20 protein-coding genes are annotated in these 16234 nt (G+C 60.9%); 7 read left to right on the forward strand and 13 right to left on the reverse strand.

Features of this window, described 5'->3' with window-relative positions; translation table 11 throughout:
- Window positions 1–10: 10 nt before the first annotated feature.
- The 6 genes from FHX14_RS11690 to FHX14_RS11715 all read right to left on the reverse strand — a co-directional run bounded on the left by FHX14_RS11690 (window position 11) and on the right by FHX14_RS11715 (window position 3701).
- Complete coding sequence (locus FHX14_RS11690; RefSeq protein WP_012557915.1) at window positions 11–481, reverse strand: DUF1801 domain-containing protein; 471 nt, start codon at window positions 479–481, stop codon at window positions 11–13.
- Window positions 482–491: 10 nt separating this feature from the next.
- Entirely contained in the window at window positions 492–698 is a 207-nt protein-coding gene (locus FHX14_RS11695; RefSeq protein WP_184377197.1) for a hypothetical protein, read from the reverse strand.
- A gap of 42 nt (window positions 699–740) precedes the next feature.
- Complete coding sequence (locus FHX14_RS11700) at window positions 741–1151, reverse strand: SRPBCC domain-containing protein (RefSeq protein WP_184377198.1); 411 nt, start codon at window positions 1149–1151, stop codon at window positions 741–743.
- On the reverse strand, window positions 1148–1471 hold the full coding sequence (locus FHX14_RS11705) for a metalloregulator ArsR/SmtB family transcription factor (RefSeq protein WP_003594094.1): 324 nt from the start codon (window positions 1469–1471) through the stop codon (window positions 1148–1150). Before FHX14_RS11705 ends, FHX14_RS11700 begins: the two co-directional genes overlap by 4 nt.
- Before the next feature lie 352 nt (window positions 1472–1823).
- Window positions 1824–2999, reverse strand: a complete 1176-nt coding sequence (gene ssuD, locus FHX14_RS11710) for an FMNH2-dependent alkanesulfonate monooxygenase (protein ID WP_184377199.1) — start codon at window positions 2997–2999, stop codon at window positions 1824–1826.
- Between the two features lie 339 nt (window positions 3000–3338).
- Window positions 3339–3701 (reverse strand): hypothetical protein, encoded by a 363-nt coding sequence (locus FHX14_RS11715; RefSeq protein WP_184377200.1) that lies wholly within the window; start codon window positions 3699–3701, stop codon window positions 3339–3341.
- Between the two features lie 265 nt (window positions 3702–3966).
- On the opposite strand from FHX14_RS11715, the gene FHX14_RS11720 reads away from it, so the two are divergent.
- Together FHX14_RS11720 and FHX14_RS11725 are read left to right on the forward strand one after the other, a co-directional pair.
- Window positions 3967–4866 (forward strand): NAD(P)-dependent oxidoreductase, encoded by a 900-nt coding sequence (locus tag FHX14_RS11720; protein WP_012557920.1) that lies wholly within the window; start codon window positions 3967–3969, stop codon window positions 4864–4866.
- A gap of 78 nt (window positions 4867–4944) precedes the next feature.
- Window positions 4945–5628, forward strand: coding sequence for a DNA alkylation repair protein (locus FHX14_RS11725; RefSeq protein WP_184377201.1), 684 nt, complete (start codon window positions 4945–4947; stop codon window positions 5626–5628).
- Between the two features lie 47 nt (window positions 5629–5675).
- On the opposite strand, the gene FHX14_RS11730 is transcribed toward FHX14_RS11725, so the two are convergent.
- From FHX14_RS11730 to FHX14_RS11750, 5 genes are all read right to left on the reverse strand, one after another.
- Window positions 5676–6572, reverse strand: a complete 897-nt coding sequence (locus tag FHX14_RS11730) for a LysR substrate-binding domain-containing protein (protein ID WP_184377202.1) — start codon at window positions 6570–6572, stop codon at window positions 5676–5678.
- Window positions 6573–7022: 450 nt separating this feature from the next.
- Window positions 7023–8048, reverse strand: coding sequence for a porin (locus tag FHX14_RS11735; protein ID WP_184377203.1), 1026 nt, complete (start codon window positions 8046–8048; stop codon window positions 7023–7025).
- A 671-nt stretch (window positions 8049–8719) separates the two neighbouring features.
- The gene (locus FHX14_RS11740; protein ID WP_003540387.1) at window positions 8720–9208 is read right to left on the reverse strand and encodes an Lrp/AsnC family transcriptional regulator; all 489 of its coding nucleotides are present in this window, start codon (window positions 9206–9208) and stop codon (window positions 8720–8722) included.
- Window positions 9209–9277: 69 nt separating this feature from the next.
- The gene (locus tag FHX14_RS11745; RefSeq protein WP_184377204.1) at window positions 9278–9910 is read right to left on the reverse strand and encodes a uracil-DNA glycosylase family protein; all 633 of its coding nucleotides are present in this window, start codon (window positions 9908–9910) and stop codon (window positions 9278–9280) included.
- A 4-nt stretch (window positions 9911–9914) separates the two neighbouring features.
- On the reverse strand, window positions 9915–10472 hold the full coding sequence (locus tag FHX14_RS11750) for a thermonuclease family protein (protein WP_184377205.1): 558 nt from the start codon (window positions 10470–10472) through the stop codon (window positions 9915–9917).
- A 106-nt stretch (window positions 10473–10578) separates the two neighbouring features.
- Here FHX14_RS11750 and FHX14_RS11755 point away from each other — a divergent pair, with 106 nt between their 5' ends.
- Window positions 10579–12114, forward strand: coding sequence for a HAMP domain-containing sensor histidine kinase (locus FHX14_RS11755; RefSeq protein ID WP_184377266.1), 1536 nt, complete (start codon window positions 10579–10581; stop codon window positions 12112–12114).
- A gap of 1 nt (window position 12115) precedes the next feature.
- Here FHX14_RS11755 and FHX14_RS11760 read toward each other — a convergent pair whose 3' ends face one another.
- A complete protein-coding gene (locus FHX14_RS11760) occupies window positions 12116–12499 on the reverse strand; it encodes a diacylglycerol kinase (RefSeq protein ID WP_003594077.1) in 384 nt (127 codons plus the stop codon).
- A gap of 106 nt (window positions 12500–12605) precedes the next feature.
- Window positions 12606–13622: a nicotinate-nucleotide--dimethylbenzimidazole phosphoribosyltransferase gene (gene cobT / locus FHX14_RS11765; protein ID WP_003594075.1), complete on the reverse strand. Its 1017-nt coding sequence runs from the start codon at window positions 13620–13622 to the stop codon at window positions 12606–12608.
- 188 nt (window positions 13623–13810) lie between these two features.
- Between cobT and FHX14_RS11770 the strand changes: the two genes are divergently transcribed.
- From FHX14_RS11770 to FHX14_RS11785, 4 genes are all read left to right on the forward strand, one after another.
- Complete coding sequence (locus FHX14_RS11770; protein WP_003594074.1) at window positions 13811–14593, forward strand: adenosylcobinamide-GDP ribazoletransferase; 783 nt, start codon at window positions 13811–13813, stop codon at window positions 14591–14593.
- Between the two features lie 18 nt (window positions 14594–14611).
- Complete coding sequence (locus FHX14_RS11775; RefSeq protein WP_184377267.1) at window positions 14612–14830, forward strand: DUF1289 domain-containing protein; 219 nt, start codon at window positions 14612–14614, stop codon at window positions 14828–14830.
- Window positions 14827–15528 carry a TIGR02281 family clan AA aspartic protease gene (locus tag FHX14_RS11780; RefSeq protein ID WP_012557931.1) on the forward strand — a complete coding sequence of 234 codons (702 nt, stop codon included), beginning with the start codon at window positions 14827–14829 and terminating at the stop codon, window positions 15526–15528. The genes FHX14_RS11775 and FHX14_RS11780 overlap by 4 nt, the downstream gene beginning before the upstream one ends.
- A 184-nt stretch (window positions 15529–15712) precedes the next feature.
- Window positions 15713–16150, forward strand: a complete 438-nt coding sequence (locus FHX14_RS11785; RefSeq protein ID WP_179610385.1) for an EamA family transporter — start codon at window positions 15713–15715, stop codon at window positions 16148–16150.
- Window positions 16151–16234 lie beyond the last annotated feature (84 nt).

A 16234-nucleotide genomic window follows, 5' to 3' on the forward strand; every position in this document is an offset into this window, starting at 1 on the left:
GTATTGGTGATTACATCCGTTCGCCGGGCAGTTGGCTGGCCTGCTCCACCCAGGCGGCAAGCTGGGCTTCATCGATTTCGTCGTCCTCGCGAATATCGAGATAGCGGACTTCCTTCTGCTTGGAATGGCCGGGCGGCAGAGGCTGAAGCGACGCACCCCGGAAGAATGCCACCTTGATGTATTTCGTGAAGCAATGAATGCCGAGGAACCAGCCCTGCCCTTCGATGCCGTAGAAGGGCGAGTTCCATTTGACTGCCTTATACACATTCGGCACGATACGCGTGATCAGTGCATCGAGGCGGCGCCCGACGTCACTTTTCCAGCCCGGCATCGCGGCGATATAGGCCTGCACCGGAGCTTCGCCGTAACCCTTGGCGATCTGCGGATTGCCGCCCGAGAGAAGGGTCGGCTCTGCAGCGGCCCGCTTGGCGGCGGTCTTCTCGGTGAGCGTCACTTGGGTCTTGGACGTCTTGCCGGCCATTGTGTCACTCCTATCTCCCACGCCATCTGGCAGCATAGGGCAGCAGGAAGAGGCAAAGACCGGCCAGCAACAGCAGGCCAAGCGGCAGCACTGCCAAGACGTCGCACCAGACGGTCGATTTCTCCTGTACCACAGCGATAATATTGAGAATGACCGCTACGGTAAAGGCAACGGACAGCCAGCGGGGGATCTGCAGCAACCAGTAGTTCCAGCTCAATAGGGCCTACCCCGTTTACGTCAGCCGAGGCGACGGGCCGCCTCACTCCATCCGCGCCAGCACCTGCTCCAGATTTCCAAGGAACTGCGTCCACCCGCTCCTGGCGCCGCCGTAAGCCTGCCGCTGATCCGGCCGGAAACCCGATTGCTCCATACGCAGATGCGTGCCCGTGGCGGTCGGAGTGAGAGTCCAGGTGACGATGCTTTCAAGACCGTAGGCATCCCAGCTATAGGACAGGGTCTTGTTCGACTCGACCTCCAGAACCTTGCAATCGACCGAGCCCCAATCGGCGTTGAAGCTGAAGCGATGATCAACGGCCGGCTTGAAGTCGCTCTTCATCAGCCACTCCTGGATCAGGTGCGGCTGCGTGAGCGCCCGCCAGATCTTTTCCGAAGGAAAAGGGATTTCCCGTTCTATGACGACGGAGCGCGTTTCTGTCGATATGTCGGTCATTGATCCATCCTTTTCAGCAAATCCTCGAGATCGTTGAAGCGGTTTTGCCAGAACCCGGCCATCTCGCTCGTCCAGTCGACCAGCGGAGCAAGCGCACCGAGCTGCGCGCTATAATGCGTCTGGCGGCCCTCATGGCGGTCGCGTACCAATCCGGCCTGCTTCAATATGCCCAGATGTTTTGAGACGACCGGCTGCGAGACCCCGGCCCGAGCCGTCAGAGCCCCGACCGTCTTCTCCCCTTCCCGGCACAACCGCTCGAACAGAGCCCGCCGGGTCGGATCAGCGAGTGTTTTGAACAGCGCATCTTGAGCGTCGGACATTTGGAATCCATATCTATTAAGCTATGGATTAACGTATAGCTACACAGGTATGCGTTCGTCAAGAGGTAAAGCGAAGAGGAAGGAATGAATAGGCCTGTTGATGGGAATCAGGCAGCGAACACGCTCTTGAAGAAAACGGTCAGCGACTTCAACATAGCTAATTGGCTATGCATCGATGCATTTGACTGGGTCATGCGCACCGGGACGATTCCGGCCAGGTTGCCGCGAGGATTAGGCGAGCAGTCGTTTCGAAATGGGCGCCGCCGCACGCACCTGCGCGTCAACTTGGCAACAGAACGCCGAAAGCCGTGGGCGGCTTCCGGCGATGTCAGACTTACTGCTTCGTTCGATCTCAGGAACCGGAAACGACCTTCAGATTGCCGCCATGGCTGCCGCCTGCAAAGACCTGCTTGCCGCCGAATTCGTTGTTGAACGCCAGGCGCTGCTGCGCGCGGGTGATACCGAGCTCGGGGAAGAGCAGCTCGGCGACGCGATAGGCTTCTTCGAGATGCGGATAGCCGGAGCCGATCACCGTATCGATGCCGATGTCCTGATATTCGGCAAGGCGTGCGGCCACCGTCTTGGGCGAGCCCACAAGCGCCGTGCCGGCACCAGCGCGTACCAGGCCGACGCCGGCCCAAAGATTCGGCGAGACCTCGAGTTTGTCACGGCGGCCGCCGTGAAGGGCGGCCATCCGCTTCTGGCCGACCGAGTCCGACTCATGAACGAAGCGCTCCTGCGCCTCGCGGATGGTATCGTCGTCGAGATGGCGGATCAGCCGCTCCGCCGCCTCCCATGCCTCCTCGTCGGTCTCGCGCACGATGAAGTGCAGGCGGATGCCGAAGCTCACCTCGCGGCCGCGCTCGGCCGCCGCCTTGCGCACCTTGGCGACCTTTTCGGCCACCTGCGCCGGCGGCTCGCCCCAGGTCAGATACTTGTCGACGCGGCCGACCGAGAAATCGATGCCGGCATCCGACGAGCCGCCGAAATAGAGCGGCGGACGCGGGTTCTGCACCGAGGGAAAGCCGAGGCGCGCATTGGTCGCCTTGATATATTTGCCGTCGAAGCTTGCCGTTCCCTTGTCCAGCAGTTCCTCGAAGACGGTGAAAAACTCCTCGGCATGGGCATAACGCTCGTCATGCTCCAGATGGATGCCGTCACCGGCAAGCTCTGCCGGACTGCCGCCGACGACGATGTTAAGCAGCAGGCGGCCGTTGGAAATGCGGTCGAGCGTTGTTGCCAGACGCGCGTAATAGGCCGGTGACGCCGTGCCGGGGCGGATCGCCACCAGGAACTGCAGTTGCTCGGTCTTGGCTGCGAGCGCCGCAGCCGTCACGAAGGACTCCTCGCAGGCAACCCCGGTCGGCAGCAGCACGCCGGAATAGCCGAGACGATCGACAGCCTGGGCGATCTGCGTGAGATAGCCGATTTCGGGCGCGCGGTTGAGATCGGCGGAACCGAGATAGGTGCCATCGCCCGACGTCGGGATGAACCAGAGGAAATTGATGGGATCGGATATGGCGGTCATGGAAACGGTCCTTTGCTGCGAAATTCGAAAATCGGCCCGCGCGATTTAGCTGGCCCTTGGTAACGTGCCTGCGGGCGCCGCCACGCAGAAGCCTGCGAGGATGGCGGTGCGGCGGAAGAGGATGCCGGGGCTTGTCTGCGCGTGAACATCTGAAATACCTGTCGATCGATGGCGGCGGCCGGATGCCTTGAGCCATCGTTCGCCGGAATACTGGCATAGACTATAAATTATATCGACAATATCAATTTGCCATTGTCGTCCGCTTCGGGGAATAATTTTCCTCGTTCCGTCGCTTGCCGGCAAGCGCCTGCTGATGGCGGCGTTCCGCCGCTATCTCCCTCAACGTTCGGCGGCCAGCCGCTCCCGGATAAAGCCGGCCCCACCCGCAAGACGCGTCGCCAAGAGGCTCGTGGGATCGACCATGCGCCAATAGGGCGTGACCATCGAAACCGGTTCGCCCTTTTGCAGGGCGAGGAAAGACAGATCGGCAATCGCGCGCAGATGCCGCTGCACGGTGACGGGACAACAGGCGTCCGCCCCGTATTCGGCAGCGAGGCGGCGGCGAAGGACGCCAAGCTCGGTGAAAACACCTTGCCGTGCGGATCGAATCTGTTCTGCAACCATCTGCTGCGATGGAATAAGCATCGACTGCATTCCACTGCGGCCTTTGCGCCGCGGCTCGATCGTCGGAGTTTCGCGCATGTCACCCCCGGAAACATTTGCCTAAAGCATGTCGCGCAAAAGTGTGCAGCAGTTTTGCGATAACGGCATGCGTAAAAACAAAGAGCTAAAGCGCAAAGAGCGAATTTGAAAGATCGCGACGCGCTTTAGTCTCCATTTAGGGCTGAGGCGAACGGCGACCAGCCTCATATCCGTCTATCGCGAGGAACTCCGTCTTCACGGCTTTTCTGCTCCGGCCGTTTCGGTTAATCCTCAGGGCCTCGCACTCGGGATAAGGACAGGACATATGGCTAAAGTCGCATTCATCGGTCTCGGCGTCATGGGTTTTCCCATGGCCGGTCATCTGAAGACGAAGGGCGGCCACGATGTCACCGTCTACAATCGCACAGTCGAAAAAGCCGTCGCCTGGGCTGAAAAATTCTCCGGCAAATCCGCATCCACCCCGGCCGAGGCTGCCGCGGGCGCCGATTTCGTCTTCGTCTGCGTCGGCAATGACGAAGATCTCCGCTCGGTGACATCGGGCGAAAACGGCGTCCTGCACGGCATGAAGCCGGGGTCGGTGCTGATCGACAACACCACCGCCAGCGCCGAGGTCGCGCGCGAACTTTATGCCGCTGCCAAGGAAAAAGGCGTCGATTTCATCGACGCTCCCGTTTCCGGCGGCCAGGCCGGCGCTGAAAACGGCGTCCTGACCGTGATGTGCGGCGGCGACGAGGCCGTCTTCGATCGTGCCAGGCCCGTCATCGACGCCTATGCCCGCATGGTCGGTCTGATGGGACCTGCAGGCTCTGGCCAGTTGACCAAGATGGTCAACCAGATCTGCATCGCCGGCCTCGTCCAGGGGCTTGCCGAAGGATTGCATTTCGGCAAGCGCGCCGGCCTTGATATCGAAAAGGTCGTCGAGGTGATCTCCAAGGGGGCGGCAGGCTCCTGGCAGATGGAAAACCGCCACAAGACCATGAACGCCGGCAAGTATGATTTCGGCTTCGCGGTCGACTGGATGCGCAAGGATCTCGGTATCGTGCTCACCGAAGCCCGCCGCAACGGCGCCAAGCTGCCGGTCACCGCCGTCGTCGACCAGTTCTACGGCGACGTCCAGGCGATGGGCGGCAATCGCTGGGATACATCCTCATTGCTTGCGCGTCTGGAACAGGAAGATTTTAGGCCGGATCGGCCTAAAATCTGAATCCTGTTCCAAACTAAGAGGAAGAGCATGATGTCGTCCGAAAACCGCTCACACTTTTCGGCATCATGCTCTGGAAAAATGATCGACCTCTCCTCCAGCGCAGCCGACATGATCGCGCATCTCGAAACGCTGCGTTCGGAGGAGAACGTCGCCGGCATGGCGCGTTTCGGCATCATCACCACACACGCCCTCGGCATCTCCAATCCCGATATCAGGGCGGTCGCCAGACTGGCGAAGAAGAATCACGCCAGAGCGATCGAGCTCTGGCGAAGCGATATCCGTGAAGCCCGACTGCTCGCCCTTTGCACCGCCGAGCCGAAACGGCTGACGGCGGAAGAAGCCCGGAATTGGGCCAATGATTTCAATTCCTGGGAGATCGTCGATTGCGCCGCCGATCTCTTCGTCGAGGCCGGGCTGGACGCACTCATCTCAGAATTCGCCGACGACGAGCGCGAATTCGTCAGGCGCACGGCCTTCGCCATGATTGCAGGTGCCGCCGTCCATCGCAAGAACGAGCCCGACGCCACCATCCTTGCCTGGCTGCCGCTGATCAAGGCTCATGCCGGCGACCCTCGAAACTTCGTGCGCAAGGCCGTCAATTGGGCACTCCGCAGCATCGGCAAGCGCAATCTCGCCTGCCATGCACCGGCGCTCGCCCTTGCAAAGGCGCTGGCGGAAAGCCCTGACAAAACCGCCCGCTGGATCGGCAAGGATGCTGCCAAGGAACTGGCGGGCGAAAAGCTGCTGGCACGGCTGAAATAAGCGCATGCCGGTTTCTAGGCGAAGCCCTTGTTCGTAATGCCGCTTTATCAATGCTGCCGGGATTTTTCGACCAGGAAATCGATCAGCACCCGCACTGCCGGCGGCATGCCCTTGGCGGTCGTGAAGACGATATAGAACTGGCTCTCCTCCGACTGCCATTCCGGCAGCACGCGCACCAGCTTGCCGGCCTGGAGATCGGCTTCGCAGGCGCTCTCGAGCAAAAGCCCGAAGCCGAGACCGGCCCGGGCCGCGTCAAGGATGGCGGTCATGCTGCGGCAGGTGAGCCGCGGCTGATGCCGAATCACTCGTTTGGCGTCATTTGGACCGATCAATTCCCAACTGTGAAAAGACACCCATGACGTCATTGCCAGCGTCGGAAGGTCGCCGAGCTCGTCCACGCAATTCAGGCTGCCGGTGCGCTCGACCAGCGAGGGACTTGCGACCAGGATGCGCCGCGCCCGGTCAAGCTTGCGCATCGTCAGGCTCGTCTGCGTCTCCGGCTCGTTGGTCGCCCTCACCTCAAGATCGATCCGTTCGTTGATGAGGTCGGCGCGCCGGTCGGAGCCGATGATCTGCAACTTGATCTTCGGATAACGCTCGAGGAACTCAGGCAGAATTCCGCCGACCGAGATATCGACTAGGCCGAGCGGGCACCCCATTCGCACTACGCCTTGGGGATCGGATTGAGCCTCGCTGACGATTGACTTGGCGCGGTCGGCCTCCTGCAAGATGGTCTGGCATCTTTCGTAGAAAGCCTGACCGATCTCCGTCACCCGGAAGTGACGAGTCGAGCGTTCGATCAGCCTTGCCCCAAGCCCGTCCTCGAGCCGGCTGACCCGTCTGCTCAGCTTCGATCGCGGTATCTTCAGATCGCGACTTGCAGAGGCGAAGCCGCCGCTGGAGACGACAGCGGCGAAATAATAGTAGTCATTGAGATCGTCCATCAGAACAAGCTGCCCGCGAGAAGGAAACGATGCCGGCCCCCTGCAGAGGTTGTATCCCCTCTCCATAAAAGCTGTAATCACATTGTCGGCATTGGATTTTCTTTGCGCGACCTATTGCGGCAACGCCAGCCGACGATCCCAAACGGATGAGACCAACAGCGCCACCCACGAAGCGATACTGTCGATTGATCCAGTTCGCTTGAAAATTGAGAAGGAAGTGCCTCAATAAGCGGGGCTGGCAAGAAGCCGGCGTGCAAGACGTGACGAGCCGGTTCGGCTCAGCTAAAAAGGCTTCTGAAAGACTGCTCTGAGGATTGCGCGTCAAAACACTGCAAGGACGGCCCGGCAGGGAAGACCGGACCCGTCCCCGTAGCTGATCGGAGGTCACTCGGATCAGAAACTGATTTGAAGTGCCCCCGGTCCGAAGACCGGGAGCATCCACTAAGTGGATTAGAACGAACGCTGCAGACGGAAGTAGCCCGTCGTGGAGTCGTCGGAATCTTCCGGATCGAGGTACTGAACCGAAGCCTTGGCGTAGAAGTTGTCGACGATCTGGTAATCAACCGTCAGACCGACCTTCCAAGCATCGCCGTCAGCGAAGTCGCTGCCGTCAATACCGTAGTTGCTGTAGTACTGAACACCAGGGGTGATCTTGAGCTTGTCGGTTGCCTTGATAGCGTATTCGGCAGCAACAGCCCATTCAGCCGCGTTGTAGTAGGCGTTCGGGTTGGTGGAGTAGACAGCAGCGAGGCCAAGCGTGCCCGGTCCGATGTCAACCGTACCCATTGCGCGAACGGCGCCTTCTTCGTTGTCAGTGTCATAGCCGGCAGTGATCTGGTAGCTGAATACACCAGCAGTACCGCCGAGACCAACAGCAACGCCCCAGTTGTTGGAGGTTTCGCCATCATAGAACGGGCTGTCTTCCAGCTCATCAACGCTGATGCCAGCGTAGAACGTGCCGCTTTCATACTGATAACGCAACGAGTTGTGCAGCGTTACCGGAGAACCGATGTCGTCGGTTTCGCCGGAAAGGCCGTCGTCCCACCAGCTGTAGAACAGACCAGCGCGGAAGCCCGCGATGTCGAGATAAGCGGAGTCGAGGATGGCGTTTTGATCGGTGGCGTTGTCAGCATTGAACTGCATGACGATGACGCCGGTCAGCGGACCATATTCGGTGTCGCTCTTGGCGGTGAACTGAACCTGACCGCGAGTGACGGCATCCCAGTCGGAGTCGTTAGCACGAGTGTCGGAATTGCCGACCCGATCGCCAACGTTAACCTGGAAACGGATGTAGCCTTCGATCTTGAGGCAGGTTTCGGTGCCCGGGATGTAGAAATAGCCGGTGCCGTAAGCGTCGCAGACGCGAACATATTCAACCGGTTCCGGCTCAGCAGCAACGATAGCGTCAGCTGCAAGAACCGGCGTCGATGCAGCAAATGCTGCTGCTGATGCAAGCAAAACCATTCTGATGTTCATTTACCAATCCATTCCTTTGTCGATCGGGGCTGGCTTCCAATCGGGTAGTCGATTTGAAGCTGGCCCAGTTTGAACAGCCATCTCGGCGTGCGGATCGATCGAACCGCCAAACCGTCATCCCATACCAGGCCTTCTCAAGCAATTCTGGATACACGCCGGATGGCTCACGCAAAGCAACTTTCCCCAACAGCGTGATTTTTATACAACAATTTCAATTATTTAGGCAGAAAACACACCAAGCGGCTCCGCGACGGAAATCCTCCATCGCAAGCCGCAAACGCTATACCCCATTTGTCAAATTCTTCACCGTTCGACCCCCGTCGAACATTATTGGTGAAGCGCATAAACTCTACCGCCGGCTAATCAACACATACAAGGCAGCGGTTTAGAACATGGTGTCCTGAATTCGATACCAATGAGACGAAATGATGACATAGCGCTCGCTGGTTGCGTTCAACATAGCGCCGTATTCCTTACCAGGCTATGTATTTTTCCGAATTTTGGTGGGATTGGAGCGTTTTTTCGCTATTTCCTGGGCTTTTTTGCAGTCGTAATGACATTCCGCCGCTTCACCCTTGCCCGATCGGTACAATCAGAATGTGGCCGAATCGACCGAGACAGCACAATCTTCGCGTCTTTGGACCGTGCGGCCGCAAGGCCGCACGGCGATTTCAATCCTCGTTGGATTTGGCATTGTCGAGAATCATGTAATCGAGCGGCAGCTGCGTCGAATACTTGATCTGCTCCATCGCAAAGGCGGAGGAGACGTCGCGAATCTCGATCTTGGCGATCATCCGCTTATAAAAGGCGTCATAAGCGGCGATATCGGGCACGACGACTCGCAGGAGATAGTCGACATCGCCGCTCATCCGGTAAAATTCCACCACCTCAGGGAATTCGGCGACCACTTCGGAAAAGCGCCGCAGCCATTCGATCGAATGGGTGGCCGTGCGAATCGACACGAAGACGGTAACCTTAGTGTTGACCTTCTCCGGATCGAGGATGGCGACGCGGCGCTTGATGACGCCGTCTTCTTCCATTTTCTGGATGCGCCGCCAGCATGGCGTCGTCGAAAGCCCGACTTTTTTGGCAAGATCGGCCACGGCAAGGGTCGAATCTTCTTGCAGCAGACGAAGTATTTTTCGGTCGAGGCGGTCCATGCGCGCAACAGTCCTTTCGAATTATTTTCTTTGTATAACGCGATTCCGCACGACGAAAAGAATTTTGTTTCAGGAAAGCAGCATTTTCGTGCGATCCTGCAAGACTGGAAGCAATTCCTTCTCGAACCATGAATTGCGCTTCAGCCAGCCGCTGTTGCGCCAGCTCGGATGCGGCAGCGGCAGCACCGCCGGTGACCGGTTGGACAAAAGAGCGTCCCGCCATGCCCGCACCGTTTCGGTCATATTGCCCCGCCTTTCACCCTCCATGTGCCAGGCTTGCGCATATTGGCCGATGACCAGCACCAGTTCGATCTGCGGCATGGCCGCAATCACCCTTTGCCGCCAGAACGGCGCGCATTCGCGGCGCGGCGGCAGATCTGCACCCTTGTCGTCATAGCCGGGAAAGCAGAAACCCATCGGCACGATGGCGAATCGGTCGCGGTCGTAAAAGCTTGCCCTGTCAACGCCGAGCCATGACCGCAGCCGGTCGCCCGAAGCATCGTCGAACGGCAGGCCGCTCTCATGCACCCGAAGCCCGGGCGCCTGCCCGGCGATCAGGATGCGTGCGCTCGACGAAATCACCGCCACAGGCCGCGGCTCGTGCGGCAGCCGATATGCAAGGCCTTTCGCCGGCGCGTCACGACAGATGCGGCAGGAGGCGATCTCCCGCCGCAGGATCTCCAGCTTGGCTTCGTCGCTCATCGCTTCACTCCCATCCGACGATCCGCCTGATGAAGCGCAGCGGGCCGTGGAAATCGGAACTCTGGCGCGCATGATCGCGCACATCGCGCGGCCGCTCGAAAGTTCCGGCCCAGAGGCCCGCCTTGGCAGCCCTCGCCTCGGCCTCCTCCCTGCCATAACCGCCATAGGCGACGGCCATGCCCCGGCGCACCATGGCGGCGTTAATATCGCCGCCCGTCGTGCTCCGGCAGATGACGAGCAGCCTGTCGTAGCGGTCGCGCCGCCTGCCCTGGCAAAGCGTTCCCGATGCCAGGACCATGCCCTGCAGCGCCTCGCGCGCCGCCCGCCCGCAGGCCCAGGCATGTCCGGCCCGCTCACAACTCTGGTTGAGCTCCGGTGCATCGATGCCTTCAAGGCGCAAACGTGCGTCTCCCAAAGTCAGACTGTCGCCATCGGCAGCATGGAAAGCGCCCGCATGCTCAATTTTTGCTGCATCGTTGAACTTGGCGGCGATCAGCGCCAGGAGCGCCAGCAGGGCAAAAGCGGTCACGCCGTCGCGAATCAGGCGCAGGCTCCGTGTCACGCTTTCGCCTCCTTAAAAAACAAATCCTTGGCAAAGATGGCAAACATCTTCTTAAGAATTGCCGGTTAAGCTCTTATCCACCCTGGGATGAAGTTTCAACGTGCACATGAGTACCGGCGTCAGCACATCGACCGACAAGATCATCGTCGACAGGTCGCGCAGCCACCGCAACAAGGCCGTTTCCAAGGCCGTGCGGCAAACGCGCGAACGTCTTCAGTCCGGCCATGCGTCCAATTCCTCCTTCGATCGTGACGTGCTCAAGATGTATGTGGCGTCGATGCTGCAGGGCGCGACGATCATGCCGCTCTTCATCGTCCTCATCACCGCGCTTGGCGTCTATATCACTGAAGATACGCAGTTGCTCTTCTGGGCGCTGCTGACGCTCACCTGTCAAACCGGCAATATCCTGCTTGCGCGACGCGCCCGTCGGCAGGAAATCTCTCCGGAGAGCGCCCGCAAATGGCGCCGCCTATTGCTGCTCGGCCAGTTCTTGCTCGGCTGCTGCTGGGCGGTCTTCGCGCTGCAGGGCTGCGACACCTGCGAACCGTCGAGCTTCATCCTTTATAAGGGCGCGACGCTGCTGATCGCGCTCTCCGTCACGGCAATGTCGAATTTCATGCTGACGCCTGCCGTGCTCGTCGCCTTCACGCCGGCGATCCTGGCGCTTGCCGCCAAGAGCGGCCTGTCCCGCGATCTCCTCGAAATCAGCCTGACGGGGCTCTTCACCAGCACCCTCGTCTTCTTCAACTATATCAGCGACCGGCTGTTCAAGTCGAACCTCAGGATCCTTTCCTACCAGTCGGAGAAGGACGATCTGATCGCCGAGCTGGAAGTGGCAAAATCCATGTCGGACGAGGCCCGCCGCCGCGCCGAAGAGGCAAACCTCGCCAAGTCCCGCTTCCTTGCCTCCATGTCGCACGAGCTCAGGACCCCGCTCAACGCCATCCTCGGCTTCTCCGAGGTGATGTCGGCAGAAGTGATGGGGCCGCTCGCCAATCCGACCTACAAGGAATATGCCGGCGATATCCACCGCTCTGGTCAGCATCTGCTCGATCTCATCAACGAGATCCTCGACCTCTCCCGCATCGAGGCCGGCAAATACGAGCTCAGCGAGGAGGCGATCTCGCTTCTCGATATCACCGAAGATTGCATCGGCATGGTCCAGCTGCGCGCTCGCGCCAAGAACATCGCCATTTCGGATCAATTCGAACGTCAGTTGCCGGCCATCTGGGCGGATGAGAAGTCGATGCGCCAGGTGGTGCTCAACCTTCTCTCCAATGCGGTCAAGTTCACGCCGCAGGGCGGTGAAATCCATGTCAAGGTCGGCTGGACGGCCGGCGGCGGACAGTACATCTCCATCAAGGACAACGGCCCCGGCATTCCGGAAGAGGAAATTCCCGTGGTCCTGTCGGCCTTCGGCCAGGGTTCGATCGCCATCAAGAGCGCCGAACAGGGCACCGGCCTCGGCCTGCCGATCGTCCAGGCGATCCTGGCCAAGCATGACGGACAATTCCTGCTGAAATCGAAGCTGCGCGAGGGCACCGAGGTCATCGCAATCCTGCCCGCCAAACGCGTGCTGCAGAGCCTGCCGGCCGTGGAAGAGGCCCAGGCGGTCGCGCGCAAGCGTAAGAGTTTTGCCTGATTCAGCCAAAAAACAAGTGTTTGCCGAGGACGAAGCCGAGATAGAGGCAGCAGGCGGCGATCATGCAGCTGACCGCGAAGGAGCCGAGATCCTTGGCATGTTTGCCGACGATCGAAATCTCCGGCGAAATCCGGTCGATCACCTCCTCGACGGCGGTATTCATCGCCTCCATCGAAAACAGCCCGAGAAATAGAACCACAGCAACGACGATCTCGCCGACGGTCGCCCCGACCAGCGCCAGCGCCGCGATCGAAACGACGAAGAAACCGAGTTCCTGGCGGAAGGCTGCCTCTCTCAGAACGCGCAGGAAGCCTGCCCAGGAATAGCTGGCGGCGGCGGTGAAATGCCGAAATCCGGTCTCTTTCGTCACCGCAGGCTTCGTCAAGGCGCCCTCTCCTCTTGCAGACCGGGAAAGGCTTTGCCGCCCCGCTTGATGACCGAATACGCAGATACCGAATCCATCTGGGCGGCGCAAGCGAAGCCGCGCGGGCTCAGTCTTTGCCGCTCACGCCGGCCTGGGCAAAGGTCGCCATGCCGGAATGGCAGGCGGCGGCGGCTTTGACGATGCCGGCGGCGAGCGCTGCCCCGGTGCCTTCGCCGAGCCGCATGCCAAGTGCCAGAAGCGGCGTCTTGCCGAGCATTTCGATCGCGCGCAGATGCCCGGGCTCGGCGGAAACGTGGCCGATCAGGCAATGGTCGAGCGCCGATGGATTGGCGGCTTTGAGGATCGCAGCCGCGGCGGTTGCGACATAACCGTCGATCAGCACCGGGATACGCTCCATGCGGGCGGCAAGGATGGCGCCGGCCATCGCCGCAATCTCGCGGCCGCCGAGCCGGCGCATGATTTCGAGCGGATCGTCGAGATGATCGCCGTGGAGCTCCACGGCCTTTTCCACCGCCGCGATCTTGCGCTCCAGCATCTCGCCTTCCGAACCGGTGCCGGGTCCGACCCAGTCCCGCGCCGAACCGCCATAGAGCGCATAGTTGATCGCCGCGGCAATCGTCGTATTGCCGATGCCCATTTCGCCGATGCAGAGCAGGTCGGTGCCGCCGGCGATCGCCTCCATGCCGAAGGCCATGGTCGCGGCGCAATCGCGCTCCGAAAGCGCTGCCTCCTCGGTGATGTCGCCGGTGGGGTAATCGAGCGCCAGATCGAAGACCTTCAGCCCGAGATCGTAAGCGACGCAGATCTGATTGATCGCAGCGCCGCCGGCTGCAAAATTCTCGACCATCTGCTGTGTCACGGCCGGCGGAAAAGGTGTGATTCCCTGCCTGGTGACGCCGTGATTGCCGGCGAAGATCGCCACCAGCGGCCGGTTGACGGCAGGGGTGCGGCCCGTCCAGGCGGCAAGCCAGAATGCGATTTCTTCAAGCCGTCCGAGCGCGCCCGGCGGCTTGGTCAGTTGCGCGTCACGTTCGCGTGCGGTCACCAGCGCACGGGCATCCGGCCCCGGCAGGTCGCGGAGCAGGGTACGGAAATCGTCGAACGGCAGGCCTGAAACGCTCATCTGTGCGGTTTTCCTATGAATCCGGGTATTCTTGTTTTCACGCAAACCACTTGTTTGCGTCGAGCAAATCAGCTTCTTTGCGGGTCGCAACTCTCTTAAAGCGGGCTGACGGGGCGAACAACAGCAAAAGCGCCGCCGCGACTATAAGGCAGCGCGATAAGCGGAAACCTTAGGCAGAACGAAGCAGAATGAAGATCAAGGACCATGCGGTCGATACCGCCCGCGCCGTCGCCTTCCTCAGCCGCATTCCCATGCCGCAATCGCTGTTCAAAACCTATGACGGCAGGCTCGGCCGGCTGGTGCGCGCCTTTCCCTTCGCCGGCATCGTCATCGGCTTTGTTCCCGCGCTCGCCCTGCTCCTGCTTCTGGGACTGCGCGCCGATCCGCTGATGGCGGCCCTGATCGCGCTTTCCATCCAGGTTGTCGTCACCGGCGCACTGCACGAGGACGGCCTGGCCGATACTGCCGACGGCATCGGCGGCGGCAAGAGCCGCGAGCAGAGCCTCGAGATCATGAAGGACAGCCGGATCGGCACCTATGGCGCGATCGCGTTGATCCTCTCCTTCGCGATCCGCGCGGCCGCACTTGCCGCCATCGCCCGCCATTCCCTGCCGCTTACATCAGTCCTTGCCATTCCCGCCGTCGCAGCGCTGAGCCGCGGCGCCATCGCCTGGCACTGGCAGCGGCTGCCGCCGGCCAAGGCCGATGGCGTCGCCGCCTCGAACGGCCAGCCGGATGAGGCGGCGATGCAGTTTGCCCTCGCCTCGGCCGGCCTCGTCGCAGCGCTTCTGATCTGGCCTGCCTTCGGCCTGCGCCCGCTGGTCGCAAGCCTGCTTGCCTCAGGCATCGCAGCGCTTGCCTTCACCGCCTTCATCCGCCGCAAGCTTGCCGGCCATACCGGCGACACGCTGGGCGCGACGCAGCAAATTTGCGAGATCGCCGCGCTTTGCGCCCTTGCCACAGCTCTTTGAAACTCCGATATGTCCCTCATGCAAACACCCTGCATTCATGTCTGCTCGATCGAGCCCGCCACCGGATTTTGCGCCGGATGCGGCCGGACTCTTCAGGAAATCGGCAACTGGGTGAGCTACTCCGACATCGAGCGGAGACGGATCATGGCCCTGCTGCCGGCAAGGCTTGCGGGCGCCGCCGCGCTATTGAACGACATGAAAGCAGGCCACGCCAGCGGGCCGGAGCGGCCTTTATGATCCGTTTGACCGTCTTCCTCGTCGTGATCGGCATCGGCCTTGCGGTGCTGATCGTCAACAATGACAGCAGCCGGATCCTTGGCCTGCAGAGCGATGACTTCGTCCGCGTCGTCTATCTGCTGCCGATCGCACTGATGCTGTCGGCCGGCATCTGGGCGCGCCGGAGCAGCATCGGTGAAACGATGCGCCAGATGATGATCTGGCTGGTGATCATCCTGGCGCTCGTGACCGTCTATCTCTATCGTCAGGAAGCGCTCGGCGTCGGCAACCGGCTGCTCGCCGGCCTCGTTCCCGGCCGCGCCGTCGTCGTCACCACAAGCGAAGGCGGCCAGGAGATCATCCTGCACAAGCTGCTGAACGGCCATTTCGAAGCCGATGTCGCCGTCAACGGCAAGACGATCGAGATGCTCGTAGACACCGGCGCCAGCATGGTGGCGCTGTCCCACGAAGATGCCGAGCGGATCGGCATCGACCTCTCCCGCCTCAGCTATTCCATGACCGTCATGACCGCCAACGGCCGCGGGCGCGCAGCACCCGTCACGCTCGACCAGGTGGCGATCGGCCCGATCGTCCGCAACAATGTCGCAGCCAGCGTCGCCGAGGACGGCCGGCTCGACCAGAGCCTGCTCGGCATGAGCTTCCTGGAAACGCTTGGCTCCTTGCAGATGCAGACCGACGAATTGCGAATGCGCGACTGAGCCGCAGCGCTCGCGATCTGCCGCCACCGCGGCTTTACGGCGGCGTTCGCATCTGTCACCTTCAGGCGCAACAACAAGACCACAAAGAGCAAAAAGAAACTCCTAGTCTGGTGGCACCCGCATGCTCGACCGGCCTTCGCCTGCGGCGAAGGCTTTGACCTATGGGTGCGACAGGAGTTTCGCGATGAATTCACTCTGGCCGATCGTCATCGGCGGCATTTTGCCCGCCATTTTCTGGGGCATCACCGCCATCTTCCAGAAGCAGAGCGCCACGGCCGCGACCGGCTCCGCCGTCTATCTGATCGCCTTCGGCGCCGCCTGCGCGCTGGCCGGCCTGATTGCCGCGCTGATCTGGCGCCCTGCCCCCTGGACCGCCGAAGGTCTTGGTTTTGCCGCCACCGCCGGCGCCTGCTTCGCCGTCGGTACCGGCCTCATCAGCTTCGCGCTCTTCGCCTATGGCGTCCCTGTCTCGAAACTCGCGCCGATCTGGAGCTGCAACGTGCTGGTGACGCTGGCAATCGGTGCCGTGTTTCTCGGCGAAGCTGCCGAGCTCAACATCTTGAAGCTCGTCGCCGGCACCCTCCTCATCATCTCAGGCGCCCTTCTCGTCAGCAGCGCCTGAGGGAAAGGGCGCTACACAAACGGCCCCTTCGTCGCCAAAATGCTCCTGCGTTGCAGCAGGTTCCGCTTTGTTGATATCCTGCGT

Origin of the sequence: Rhizobium sp. BK619, assembly GCF_014195245.1 — a bacterium.
GTDB classification, from domain to species: Bacteria; Pseudomonadota; Alphaproteobacteria; order Rhizobiales; family Rhizobiaceae; genus Rhizobium; species Rhizobium acidisoli.